Origin of the sequence: Sphingomonas sediminicola (assembly GCF_014489515.1) — a bacterium.
GTDB classification, from domain to species: Bacteria; Pseudomonadota; Alphaproteobacteria; order Sphingomonadales; family Sphingomonadaceae; genus Sphingomicrobium; species Sphingomicrobium sediminicola.
The window spans coordinates 1,335,712-1,347,943 of record NZ_CP060782.1; the positions used below are offsets into that span (position 1 = coordinate 1,335,712).

13 protein-coding genes and 1 pseudogene are annotated in these 12,232 nt (G+C 62.7%); 5 read left to right on the forward strand and 9 right to left on the reverse strand.

Annotated elements, in window-relative coordinates; translation table 11 throughout:
- The first annotated feature begins 17 nt into the window (after positions 1-17).
- From H9L14_RS07150 to H9L14_RS07160, 3 genes are read left to right on the forward strand one after another with little or no spacing between them, the layout of a single operon-like run.
- A complete protein-coding gene (locus H9L14_RS07150; protein WP_187709762.1) occupies positions 18-338 on the forward strand; it encodes a polysaccharide biosynthesis protein in 321 nt (106 codons plus the stop codon).
- Positions 335-1,321: a lipopolysaccharide biosynthesis protein gene (locus H9L14_RS07155; RefSeq protein WP_187709763.1), complete on the forward strand. Its 987-nt coding sequence runs from the start codon at positions 335-337 to the stop codon at positions 1,319-1,321. Before H9L14_RS07150 ends, H9L14_RS07155 begins: the two co-directional genes overlap by 4 nt.
- Positions 1,321-2,313 carry an ELM1/GtrOC1 family putative glycosyltransferase gene (locus H9L14_RS07160; RefSeq protein WP_187709764.1) on the forward strand — a complete coding sequence of 331 codons (993 nt, stop codon included), beginning with the start codon at positions 1,321-1,323 and terminating at the stop codon, positions 2,311-2,313. Before H9L14_RS07155 ends, H9L14_RS07160 begins: the two co-directional genes overlap by 1 nt.
- Here the strand turns inward: H9L14_RS07160 and H9L14_RS07165 are convergent.
- The 6 genes from H9L14_RS07165 to H9L14_RS07190 are packed head-to-tail and all read right to left on the reverse strand — an operon-like array spanning position 2,293 to position 6,606.
- Positions 2,293-3,168, reverse strand: coding sequence for a hypothetical protein (locus tag H9L14_RS07165; RefSeq protein ID WP_187709765.1), 876 nt, complete (start codon positions 3,166-3,168; stop codon positions 2,293-2,295). The genes H9L14_RS07160 and H9L14_RS07165 overlap by 21 nt on opposite strands.
- The gene (gene kdsA / locus H9L14_RS07170) at positions 3,165-4,016 is read right to left on the reverse strand and encodes a 3-deoxy-8-phosphooctulonate synthase (RefSeq protein WP_187709766.1); all 852 of its coding nucleotides are present in this window, start codon (positions 4,014-4,016) and stop codon (positions 3,165-3,167) included. Before kdsA ends, H9L14_RS07165 begins: the two co-directional genes overlap by 4 nt.
- Before the next feature lie 10 nt (positions 4,017-4,026).
- Positions 4,027-4,581, reverse strand: a complete 555-nt coding sequence (locus H9L14_RS07175; RefSeq protein ID WP_343070251.1) for an HAD hydrolase-like protein — start codon at positions 4,579-4,581, stop codon at positions 4,027-4,029.
- On the reverse strand, positions 4,569-4,829 hold the full coding sequence (locus H9L14_RS07180; protein ID WP_187709768.1) for an HAD family hydrolase: 261 nt from the start codon (positions 4,827-4,829) through the stop codon (positions 4,569-4,571). Before H9L14_RS07180 ends, H9L14_RS07175 begins: the two co-directional genes overlap by 13 nt.
- Entirely contained in the window at positions 4,826-5,623 is a 798-nt protein-coding gene (locus H9L14_RS07185; RefSeq protein WP_187709769.1) for a 3-deoxy-manno-octulosonate cytidylyltransferase, read from the reverse strand. Before H9L14_RS07185 ends, H9L14_RS07180 begins: the two co-directional genes overlap by 4 nt.
- Positions 5,620-6,606 (reverse strand): KpsF/GutQ family sugar-phosphate isomerase, encoded by a 987-nt coding sequence (locus tag H9L14_RS07190; RefSeq protein WP_187709770.1) that lies wholly within the window; start codon positions 6,604-6,606, stop codon positions 5,620-5,622. Before H9L14_RS07190 ends, H9L14_RS07185 begins: the two co-directional genes overlap by 4 nt.
- Before the next feature lie 95 nt (positions 6,607-6,701).
- On the opposite strand from H9L14_RS07190, the pseudogene H9L14_RS07195 reads away from it, so the two are divergent.
- A pseudogene (locus H9L14_RS07195) lies at positions 6,702-8,017 on the forward strand (dicarboxylate/amino acid:cation symporter).
- Between the two features lie 4 nt (positions 8,018-8,021).
- On the opposite strand, the gene H9L14_RS07200 reads toward H9L14_RS07195, so the two are convergent.
- The gene (locus H9L14_RS07200) at positions 8,022-9,281 is read right to left on the reverse strand and encodes a M24 family metallopeptidase (protein WP_187709771.1); all 1,260 of its coding nucleotides are present in this window, start codon (positions 9,279-9,281) and stop codon (positions 8,022-8,024) included.
- 63 nt (positions 9,282-9,344) lie between these two features.
- Here H9L14_RS07200 and H9L14_RS07205 point away from each other — a divergent pair, with 63 nt between their 5' ends.
- Positions 9,345-10,619, forward strand: coding sequence for a multidrug effflux MFS transporter (locus tag H9L14_RS07205; protein WP_281389444.1), 1,275 nt, complete (start codon positions 9,345-9,347; stop codon positions 10,617-10,619).
- 9 nt (positions 10,620-10,628) lie between these two features.
- Here H9L14_RS07205 and recA read toward each other — a convergent pair whose 3' ends face one another.
- Both recA and H9L14_RS07215 read right to left on the reverse strand, forming a co-directional pair.
- Entirely contained in the window at positions 10,629-11,711 is a 1,083-nt protein-coding gene (recA, locus tag H9L14_RS07210) for a recombinase RecA (protein WP_187709773.1), read from the reverse strand.
- Between the two features lie 159 nt (positions 11,712-11,870).
- Positions 11,871-12,224, reverse strand: a complete 354-nt coding sequence (locus H9L14_RS07215; protein WP_187709774.1) for a response regulator — start codon at positions 12,222-12,224, stop codon at positions 11,871-11,873.
- Between the last annotated feature and the right edge of the window lie 8 nt (positions 12,225-12,232).

Below are 12,232 nucleotides of genomic sequence, written 5' to 3' on the forward strand. Positions count from 1 at the left end.
TCTAGGCGAGCCGGCGAATGAAGCACTGGTTCAAGGACGCGCATTTCAGGTCGCTGCTCAAGAACAGCAGCTACCTGGCCGTCTCGAAAGTCGTGGCCGCAATCGCCGGGATCGCGACGCTCGCTTTCGCGGGCCGCGGGCTCGGCGTGATGCTGTTCGGAATGCTGGTCCTCATCACCAGCTACGCAAAGGCCGCTAGCGGGCTCAGCAAGTTCCAGTCGTGGCAGCTGATCGTCCGCTACGGCGGACAGGCGCTGGCCCTTGGCGAGCACGAGGATTTCAAGTCGTCGACCGGCTTTGCCTTCGCTCTGGACGTGGTCAGCGGCATCGGGGCATGATCGTTGCGGTCATGGTGCTCCCATTCCTCGGCGGCTGGTTCGGAATTCCCGACAAATATCTCTGGCTGGCAATGCTCTACTGCACGCTGCTTCCGACCATGGGAGCGGCAACGCCGGTGGGAGTTCTCCGCGCCCTGGACCGCTTCGACCTCATCAGCTGGCAAGGAACGACCTATCCGATCGCCCGGGCAGTCCTCGCCGGCATCGCCTTCGCGGCCGGAGCGCCGTTCGAAATCTATGTCGGGATCTGGTTCATCACAGACCTTGGCGGCGACATCTACTTCTGGTTCCTGGCGTGGCGTGAGCTTCGCAGGCGCGGGCTGCTGAAAGGCATTCGCCCGACGCTTCGGCCGACGACCCTGCCTGGCGCATGGCGCTTCGCGATCCATGTGAACCTGACGTCGAGCCTGATTACGGCCTGGGGGCCCATCGCCCGGCTCGTCGTCGGCGGCTTGCTGGGGCCGAGCGCGGCCGCACTGTTCCGCGTCGCGTCCAGCCTCGCCGACAGCGCGCAGAAACCCGCCGACTTCCTTTCGAAGGCCTTCTATCCGGAAGTCGTCCGGATGGACCTTTCCACCAAGCATCCCTGGAAGCTCATGCTACGAAGCGCGGCCTTTTCTGGAATGGTCGCATCGGCCGCAGTTCTGCTGCTGCTAGTTGGCGGCAAGTCGTTGGTTAGCCTCATTTTCGGCGACGAGTTCCTGGGAGCCTACCCGGTCCTCATGGTGCTTATCATCGCGCCGGTCATCGGCATCTTCAGCTTCCCGCTGCCCTCGATGCTTTATGCGCTCGATCGGCCCGACGCGCCGCTGAAGGCGCGGCTAATCGGAACGATCGTCTATTTCGGCCTGATCGCGCCGCTCTGCTGGAACTTCGGAATAATGGGCGCAGCCGTCGCTTTCGTCCTCGCCTATGCGTCGATGGGGATTGTCCTCGCGCTGCAGGTCAGGGCTGAATATCGGCGCGTCCGATCGAAGGCTTGATGAGCGCGCGGCGTCCGAGAATCTGGGTCCTGCTGGGACATAGGCGCGGCGACAACAACCAACTGCTTGCACTCGCGGAGGGACTTCGGCTCCCGTTCGAGACCCGGACGCCGACCTATCGGAAGTTCTGGCCGATCTTCCTAAAGTTGTTTCCGGCACGTCCGCATTTGCTTACCAGCGACGCCAGGCGAAATCTGCAGCCGCCCTGGCCAGATCTGGTCATCGGGATCGGCCGGCGCAGCGTCGCAGCCGCTCGTTGGATCAGAGGTGCCAGCGGCGGCCGGACGAAGATCGTCCGTCTCGGCAATCCGAGGGCCGAGGCGAAACTGTTCGATCTCGTGATCACTACGCCCCAGTATCCTGTGAGGGACCAAGGCAATGTATTGACCTTGCCCGTCTCGATGGCACGTTATCGCAAGGCTCCGAAACCGACGAACGAAGAAGAGAATTGGCTCGGCGAGCTGCCACGACCTCACTTTCTCGTGTCTGTCGGCGGAAAGACACGGTACTGGGCGCTGCAAGATGAAGTGCTCGCGAATGCAGTGAAACGGCTCGCAGACAAGGCACGATCAGCTGGCGGATCGCTGATCGTCGCAACAAGCCCACGAACGCCACCTTCCGCAATTGAAGCAATCGCTCGCTCAGGCGCCGAATGCGAGATCGTCGCCGACGGCAGAATTCGCTACCCCGTACTGCTCGCCGATGCTGACCAGCATTATGTCACGGCCGAGAGCGTTTCGATGATCTCCGAGGCGGTGCTGACGGGTAAGCCGGTTGGCCTCATTCCGGTTGATCTCGACGAAGAGGGACAGCGAGAGCTCGGCACGAACGGCCTTTCCGGCTCGAAACGCGACGTCCGCCGTTTCTGGACCGAGCTGCAATCGAAAGGGCTCGTGGGCACAATCGATGAGCCAAACGCCGGAGCCGTCGAAGACCCTGTTGAAACCGCCGTCGCGGCGGTGAAACGCTTGCTAGGCGACCGCGTCGAGTAGCTGCCACCCGCGATAGCGGTCGACCAGCCGAAGCGAGTCATGCCGGACATGATTCGCCGCCATTTCCGCCTTCAATTCCTCGCGTGTGACCTCCCCCGTATCCACGAGATCGGCGAGTAGCGAATAGACCAGGGCCTCCTGCTTCGGGTCCGGGTGCTCCTGATAGTGCCGGTTGGTCCAGCGCCGGAGAAAATCGAACGGCCCGCGCTCGCGGAGCGTGTAATCGACCGGAAGGCCGGTTTTCCAGGGCTGCGTCCGGCGCTTGGTCGTATGGAGAATCCCAGTCTCCGGCGAAAGGCGATCGAAATCGTTCCAGTGCGGGTCGAGAAACCCAATGGTCGAACGGTCTTCGCGCTTCAGCTCGATCCAGTCGACATAATCGAACCGGTGATTGAACAGGTCGTCGAGATCCCTCTCGAACTGCCAGTGCTTCAGCTTCGAGGTGTCGAGCAGCATGACCGATGTGGCGATATAGTCGGGCTGATTGTTATGGCCGGGACGGGCCACCGCCATGATGGCCTTGCCCTCCATATCCTGCTCCAGCAGGTCCGCGACGTCTCCTACGCCGAAGCAGTCCGGATCGGTGACGACTGCCCTTCCTTCGAAGTTCATCAGGCTTGGCGGTGCGAAACGCAGCGGCGTGAAGCTCTGCAGGTCGTCCGGCTCCCAGGGGCGCACGGTGCCGGCACGAAGGATCGACTGGCCCTGCTGCATGATGCGCGGAAAGTCCTGCACCCGCATGATCTTCACATCGAAACTGTCCGGCCTGGCACTTGCGCGCTTGTAGCTGTGGGCCGAAATCTTCGCGCCGAGCAGCTGCCGGTCGTTGGCCTGAATGAAGACCGTTGGTTTCACAGGCTTGCCTCTTCGAAGCCTCGCTCTTTCACCGTTCGATCGAGCTCCACCAGAGTGGTCAGCAGGCTTTCCATCCGGTCGAGCGGCCATGCATTGGGTCCGTCGGACTTGGCATTCGACGGGTCGGGATGGGTCTCCATGAAAAGGCCCGAAACGCCGGTCGCCACGGCTGCACGCGCAAGCACCGGCACGAATTCGCGCTGGCCGCCGGAGCTTGTCCCCTGCCCACCAGGAAGCTGCACCGAATGTGTCGCGTCAAACACGACCGGGCAGTTGGTCTCCCGCATGATCGCGAGACTGCGCATGTCGGACACGAGGTTGTTATAGCCGAACGACGCGCCCCGCTCACAGACCATGATCGTCTCCTCGTTGACGCCGGCCGCCTGGGCGGCGTTCCGGGCCTTGTCGACGACGTTGACCATGTCGTGCGGCGCCATGAACTGCGCCTTCTTGATGTTCACCGGCTTGCCCGAGGCAGCGACGGCGTGAATGAAGTCGGTCTGCCTGGCCAGGAACGCAGGCGTCTGGAGCACGTCCACGGCCTGCGCGACAGGCTCGATCTGCGGAATGTCGTGAACGTCCGTCAGGATCGGCACGTCCAGCGCCTCACGAACCTTGCTCAGGATCCGGAGACCCTCGTCCATCCCTGGGCCGCGGAAACTCTTGTCGGACGATCGGTTCGCCTTATCGAAGCTGGACTTGAAGATGAACAGGATGCCGAGCTTGTCGGTGATCGCCTTGAGCTTCTCCGCAGTGCGAAGCTGCAGTTCCTCGCTCTCGATCACGCACGGGCCCGCTATCAGGAAGAAGGGCCGATTCAGCCCGATGTCTCGTCCGAACAATTGCATGGCGGCCTATCTAGTGCAGGCCGTCGACAACCGCCACCGGTTGCCAGTCGCCGAGGCCGTTTTGCGGTCCGAAATCGTGCGGGAAAGGTTCGCCGGCGTGAATTCCACCGGCCACGAACACCACCTCAAAGCCCATCTTCGCTGCGCCAAGCACGTCCGTCTGAAGCGCGTCACCTATGGCGAGGACCGTGTCGGGAGGTGGATCGCCCGCTAGCCCAAGAGCATGCCTGTAGATCGAGGGAAACGGCTTCCCGTACCACTCGACGCGCCCGCCTAGACTCAGGAACACGTCCGCGAGCGCTCCGGCACATGGCTCCGGGACGCCGCCCCGGACGACCACCCGGTCGGGGTTCAGACAATGCATGAGAACGTCGCGGCGGCTGAGATCCTCAAGCGTAGACTTATAGTCGCCCACCTCCCTACGATCGTCGTCGAGACCGGTACACGCCAGCTGGTCGAACTCGCCGTCGTCAGCGAATTGAACGTCCCTGCCTTCGAGGATGACGCGATCCGCGTGTGTGCCGATGAACCCGACCGGGCGGCCGATCGACGTCAGGGCAGCAATTCCTGCCTCGCCGCTTGTGGATAGGGCATCCCATGCGTCGCGGGCAGGCCAATGCGCGCGAGCTGGCTTTCGACCGCTTCGGCGGTTCGCGGCGCATTCGTGATCAGGATTACGGTGCGGCCTTCGCTCCGCCATTGGAGGAGTCGTTCGGCGGCTCCGGGATAAAGGTTCACGCCGTCATGAACCACGCCCCAGATATCGCAGAGTATGACCCGGTAGCGCTCTGGAAGCGCGTCGAGGTAGCTCATTCCAGCCCGGCGTCGATGAGCGCCTGCTCGATCGGCTCCACATCCTCTGGATTGTTCAGTTCTCGAAGCGCGTAGGGCGGTGGCTGCACGTCCACGACGGCTACCGGAAGGCCGGCAACGAGGAACCGTAGCTGCTCCAGCCCTTCGAGCGTCTCAAGCTCGCTCACCGGGGTCGTCACGTAGCGCTCCAGCGCTTCTGGGCGATAGGCGTAGACCCCGACATGAAGCCGCACGGGCGACATTTCGCCGTCGAGGGTACCGGCGGGCAAATGCGGGATGAGGCGCTTGGAGAAATAGAGCGCGTGCCCCTGGTCATTGATAACCGCCGAGGTTCCGCCGACGCGGCCCGCGGCTTCCTCCGCCTGGAGCGCCCGCACTTCGCTGCTCCGAAGTCGCATGGCCGGGGTCGCTACCAAGGCGTCCTGGTCGTCTCGCATACGATCGATCAGAGCTTCGACGAACCCGGGCGGCGTGAGCAGCGCGTCGCCCTGGAAATTGATGACCAGGTCCGGATCGTGAAGTTGGCCAAGCGCCTCTGCGCAGCGCTCTGTACCGTTGCGGCACTCCGGCGAAGTCATGATGACTCCGACGCCGTAGCGCGTGCATTCCTCGACGATCCGCTCATCGTCGGTCGTGACGAACACGCCGGACGCTTCGCGGACCCGACGGGCCGCTTCTACCGTCCGAAGGATCAGGGGCTTTGCCGTTCCGCTCGACCCTTTCAGCGGGACCAACGGCTTGCCCGGGTAGCGCGAGGACGCGAAGCGCGCCGGGATCAGGATGACCACGTTCATCGCGCGGACGGACAGTCGTGAATGTGGAGGACGCCGAGTGGTCTCTTCCGGCCATTGTCCTCGTCCACGACGAAAAGAGTCGTGATCCGATATTCGTCGAACAAGGTCAGGGCTTCATCGACGAGCGCGTCCGGCCCAATCGTCTTCGGGTCCTTCGTCATGAAGTCGCTCGCCACATGGTCGAGGCCCTCTTCCATGTGCCGACGAAGATCGCCGTCCGTAATCACGCCGATCAGGTAGCCTTCGCCGTCGACAACGCCGACGACGCCAAGACGCTTCTCGCTCATCTGCACGATCGTCTCGCGCATCCTGCTGTCGCCCGATGTGAGCGGCAGCTGATTGCCGGAGTGCATCAGCCGTTTCACCGGCTTCAAACGAGCGCCGAGCGATCCGCCTGGGTGCAAGCGCCCGAAATCGGTGCGCGTGAAGCCCTTCAGGTGCATGACCGTCATCGCGAGCGCATCGCCCAGCGCCAAAGTCATGGTCGTCGATGTCGTCGGGGCGACCGACTCCGGACCTACTTCCTGCCAATGCGGAAGAACGAGAGCGGCCTCCGCCGAGCTTGCGAGCATGGATTGCGGGTTGCCGGTGATCGCGATCACAGGAATTCCGACTGCAGAGAAATGGTCGATCACCGGCTCTAGCTCGGCCGTCTCACCGCTTTGGGAGATGAGAATCGCGATGTCGCCGCCGGCCGCCATGCCGAGGTCGCCGTGAATGGCCTCTGCAAGGTGCAGGAAGGTGGCCGTCGTCCCGGTCGAAGCAAAAGTGGCGGCGATCTTGCGGCCCACATGCCCGGATTTGCCAAGGCCGCTGACAATTAGTTTGCCTTTGCACTCGACAATCAGCCCGACCGCCCGCTCAAAGCTCTCGCCGAGACTGTCGGCAAGCGCATCCAGCGCCCGAGCCTCGTCGTGGAGCACATCGCGGCCGAAGCTCAGCAGATCGACAGCCGAAGGGTTTGACGCAGACGTTCCAGCCATTCGCCGCACCTAGCCAGAGCGCGGCCACCTGTGAAGTCGACCGCTTGACGAACCGCGGGCACCCGCTTGTGTCGTGACCATTCAAGGGAGACAATGTGGCAAAGCAACTGACCAGGTTCATCCTGATCGCACTGGTGCTCGGCGTCATCGCCGGTTGGGCGATCAATGCCGCGATCGACGACGGCTCCCCCGAGAGCGCGGAGCGGCTGAAGCAAATCGCCGAATATCTCAGCATCGTCACCGCCCTCTTCCTGCGGCTGATCAAGATGATCATCGCGCCGCTGGTCTTCTCGACGCTGGTCGCCGGCATTGCACACATGGGCGATATTGCCGCGCTCGGACGTGTCGGCCTGCGCTCGATCACCTGGTTCATCCTCGCGAGCCTGGTTTCGCTCACGCTTGGACTCGTTCTCGTCAACCTCCTCCAGCCTGGCGTCGGACTGAACCTGCCGTTGCCGCCGACAACAGCGGCGAGCGGTATCGAAACCGCTGCATTCAACCTGAAGGACTTCATCACCCACCTCGTCCCCGCGTCGATCTTTGATGCGATGAGCACGAACGAAATCCTGCCGATCGTCATCTTCTCGATCTTCTTCGGCGTCGCCCTGACAGCGATCGGTGATGCGGGACGACCGATCGTTCGCGGCGTCGAATCCCTGGTGAAGGTGATGCTCCAGGTCACCGATTACGTGATGCGGTTCGCGCCCTTCGCGGTCTTCACCGCGGTGACCAGCTCCATTGCCGAACAGGGACCGGAGATCCTCTTCACGTTCGGCAAGTTCGTCGGCAGCTTCTACCTTGGTCTCTTCGTTCTCTGGATGCTGCTGGTCGCGGCTGCATTCGTGATCGTCGGGCCGCGCACGCGCCACCTCGTCCGATACATCCGTGATCCGATCGTGCTCGCTTTCTCGACGGCGTCGAGCGAGGCCGCCTATCCACGGACCCTGGAAGCGCTCGACCGCTTCGGCGTCCCCCCGCGCATCGCCAGCTTCGTCCTGCCGCTCGGCTATTCGTTCAATCTCGACGGGTCGATGATGTACATGACCTTCGCGACGATCTTCATCGCTCAGGCATATGGAATCGATCTCAGCCTCGGGCAGGAAGTCACCATGCTCCTGGTCCTGATGATCACGTCCAAGGGATGGCCGGTGTTCCGCGAGCGAGCCTTGTCGTGATCGCGGCCACCATGGCAATGTTCAGCATCCCCGAGGCCGGGCTGTTGCTTATCCTCGCGGTCGACCACTTCCTCGACATGGGCCGGTCAGCCACGAACGTCGTGGGCAACGCGGTCGCCTCTGCAGTTGTCGCCAAGTGGGAGGGCGAACTCGATCCGGAAGAGCCGGCGGACATCGAGCCGCCGCATGCGCCCTCACACGTCGCCCGGACGAAGCCGATCGACGACCACTTCTAGATTGTCACGCGAACGGCTGGTCGATGCTCGATGGCGGGACGGTGAACCACTTCGGGCCTGCCTCCGTCATGTGGAAACAGTCCTCCAGCCGGATACCGAACCTGCCGGGCAGGTAGATGCCCGGTTCGTTCGAGAAGCACATGCCGGGCGCGAGCGCCGTCTTCTCGCCGTGGACGAGATTGACGGGCTCGTGACCCTCCATGCCGATGCCGTGCCCTGTGCGGTGTGACGTCCCAGGGAGCTTGTACCCCGGTCCATAGCCCCAGCTTTCGTAAGCGCTCCGAACGGCATCATCGACGCTCCCGGCGGGCGCTCCGACCTTCGCCGCGGCCATTGCGATATCCTGCCCGCGCCGCATCTGTTCCCACACCTTGCGCTGATCGGCCGAAGGCGAGCCTCCAAAGACAAAAGTCCGCGAGATGTCGGATTGGTAGCCGTGGACCTCGCAACCGCAGTCGAGCAGGACGACCTCGCCCTTGCGCACATGCTGCGGCCTGCCCGATCCGTGCGGATAGGCCGCCGCTTCGCCGAGCAGGATCAACCCGCCGTCAGTGCTGGCGCCCTGGGCCTGTACCGCCGCGACATACATTTCGTTGATCTGCGTGGGCGTCATGCCCTCGCGGATCCTGGGATGGATGTGGCGGAATGCTGCGATGGTGATGTCCGCGGCCGACTGCATCAGCGCAAGCTCCGCGCTCGACTTGATCATCCGCTGTGCTCGAACGACCGGATTGGCGCTGACGATCTTTGCAGAGGGCAGCTGTTCCCTCAGGCGATCCAGGATCCAGAAGCGATTGGTCTCCTCGAACCCGATCGTTTCGCCTGCGACGCCCCGCTCCTTGAGGAAATCGGCGACGAACTTGAGCGGTTCCTCATCTTCCTGCCATGTCCGGACCTCGGCGGGAACGACGAGCATTTCCCTGATCGTCGGCCCCTCGAAGAAGGGCGTGACGATTATCGGATCGCCCTGGGCCGGGATGACTGCGCCCGTCAGGCGTTCGCTCCGCCACCACTGGATGCCCGTGTAATAATCGAGGCTCGGTCCGGACTCGACGAGCACTGCGCCAATGCCGTTGCGCTGCATGAGGTCGCGAGCCCTGGCCAAGCGCGCCAGCCGTTCCTCGTTTGAAATCGGCGGCGGCAATTTGACCGGACCGAGCTCGTCCTGGGCGGCAGCTGCGATCCTCGGTGGAATTGCGGCGGACGCCACAATCGCGCCCGCGCTCATCATCAATCCACGACGGCTCAAGGTCGTTTCAAGCATTTCTCGCCCCTTTTCGCTGCAACGACTGTTGCACGCGCTTCATGCTTAGGCCAGCAGGCGAAGATGCCGATAGACTTGCGACATTTGCCCGGTTCCGGGCCACGGCCTGGACCGCGCGAGACGATTGCGCTCCTCGCAGGGTTGATGGCTCTGAATGCCTTTGCCATCGACGCAATGATTCCGGCGCTCCCGGAGATCGGCAAATCGTTGAACATCGCTCGCGAGAACGACCAGCAGCTGGTGGTCGTGGCCTACTTCCTGGGCTTCGCATCGACACAGCTTCTGTGGGGCCCTCTCGCCGACCGGTACGGACGAAAGCCGATCCTGGCCGCCGGCGTATCGCTTTACATTCTCTTCGCCGGCCTCTGCGCCATTGCGGGAAGTTTCCCTCTCCTCATCGCCGGGCGGGTGGCGATGGGCGCGTCAGCTGCGGTTACCCGGGTGCTGGTCGTCGCAATGGTTAGAGACCTGTTCGAAGGCGAAGCCATGGCGCGGATCATGAGCCTCGTGTTCATGGTCTTCATGGTCGTCCCGGTGCTCGCGCCCAGCATCGGGCAATTGATCCTGCTTGTCGCGCCGTGGCGAGCCATCTTCCTCGTGCTCTCCTGCTACGGCCTCGTCATGCTTACCTGGTCCTGGCTTCGGCTTCCGGAGACCCTGCATCCCGAATATCGCCGTAATCTCGCTCCTTCCGAAATTGCCAGCGCGGTCGTCGCGAGCGTCAAGGAGCCGTTGTCGCGCGGATACACGCTGGCGCTGACCGCCACTTTCGGAGCCCTGGTCGCCTACATCAGCTCCATTCAACAGATTATCGCCGACGCCTTCGGAAGGCCCGAAATCCTTGGGCTGGCCTTCGGTGCGATCGCTGCGCCGATGGCCCTCGCCTCTTGGACGAACGCGCGCGTAGTTGGGCGCTTTGGATTGAGGCGGGTCGGCCATTGCGCGACGGTGGCGTTCGCCGTCGTCGCGATCACTCATGCTGTGGCGGTCAGTGCCGGGCTGGAGAGCCTGCTGGTCTTCATCATCCTGCAGGGTCTGACGATGGTCTGCTTTTCGTTTGCATCGTCCAATCTCAGCACGCTGGCGATGGACCGGATGGCTGAAATCGCAGGAACGGCTTCGTCGGTTCAGGGAGTCGTCGGTACGGTCGGTGCCGCGATCATCGGCTATGCAATCGGACAGGCGTTCGACGGCACAGTCCGTCCGTTCCTCTGGGGCATGACGGCCTGCGCAATCACTGCCTTGATCATCATTGTGCTGACAGAGCCGAAACGGCTCTTTGCGGGACCGTCCGCGGTCGGCGAGCAGATTGAACCGCACGCCGCCGCGGAAGCCTAATCAGTTGAATTACTCGGCGGCGATGTCGTCGTCAGCCGACGGACCCACCATCAACGCTTCGCCGACTTCATCGGTCTTTCCGCGAATTGCACGATCGATGCGGTCGGCGATCTCCGGGTTTTCCTTGAGATAGACCTTGGCGTTCTCCCGGCCTTGCCCGATGCGAATCGAGTCGTAGCTGAACCAGGCACCCGACTTCTCGATCAGGCCGGCCTTGACGCCGAGATCGAGGATCTCGCCCACCTTTGACACGCCCTCACCGTACATGATGTCGAACTCGACCTGCTTGAACGGTGGAGCGACCTTGTTCTTCACCACTTTCACGCGGGTCGTGTTGCCGACGATGTCGTCGCGATCCTTGATCTGTCCGGTGCGACGAATGTCGAGGCGGACCGAAGCGTAGAACTTCAACGCGTTGCCGCCGGTTGTCGTCTCCGGATTGCCGTACATGACGCCGATCTTCATGCGGACCTGGTTGATGAAGATCACCAGGCAACGCGAGCGGCTGATCGAGCCAGTCAGCTTGCGCAGCGCCTGGCTCATCAGGCGAGCCTGCAGGCCGACGTGACTGTCGCCCATCTCGCCCTCGATTTCCGCCCTCGGGACGAGCGCAGCAACCGAGTCCACGACCAGCACGTCGATCGCGTTCGAACGGACCAAAGTGTCGACAATCTCGAGCGCCTGCTCGCCCGTATCGGGCTGCGAGACGATCAACTCGTCGATGTCGACACCGAGTTTCTTCGCGTAAGCCGGATCGAGCGCATGCTCGGCGTCCACAAAGGCTGCAGTTCCGCCGGTGCGCTGTGCTTCGGCAATCGCATGCAAAGCGAGCGTCGTCTTGCCCGAGCTTTCCGGGCCATAGATTTCCACAACGCGTCCGCGCGGAAGACCGCCAACGCCAAGCGCGATGTCGAGACCAAGGCTGCCGGTCGAGATCGTGTCGATCTCGATCTTCTCGCGGCTGCCGAGCTTCATCGCCGAGCCCTTGCCGAAGGCGCGATCGATCTGCGCGAGCGCCGCCTCAAGAGCCTTTTGCCTATCCATTCCGGGTACTTCCAATCCGCTTCCGATGACCTTGAGCTGCGCTGCCATGCTATTCATCCTCTCGTCAACGGGCGGCCGAGCCCCACCGCCATAATCTTTTCGTACATGCTTTGTTCTATGAGAACAAGAGGGGAACGGGTGACCGGAAAGTCAAAGGATGATCAGGGCATTGAAATCGGGAAGAGCAAGCCGCCGTGGCTCGCAACTTCAAAGCGCGAACGCAGCATCCAGGGCGGGCGTTACGCGATCCACGGTGTAAGGCTTCTCAATCACGGGCACGTTGGCGAACTGGGCCGGCGGCGGATCCACGTGGCCACCAGTCGCAAGCACAAACGGGATTTGCATGTCACGAAGCCGTTGGGCGACTGGCCAGACGCTCTCACCCTTCAGATTGACATCGAGAATGGCGATGTCGAAACCGCCCTTGTCGGCTTCTGCCATTGCGTCCTGCACGGATTCGCATGTCGCGGTGACGGAATGGCCGAGCGACTCAAGGAAATCCTCGAGCATCATCGCAATTAGCGGCTCGTCCTCAACAACCAGGATACTACGCTGCCCCATATTGCCTC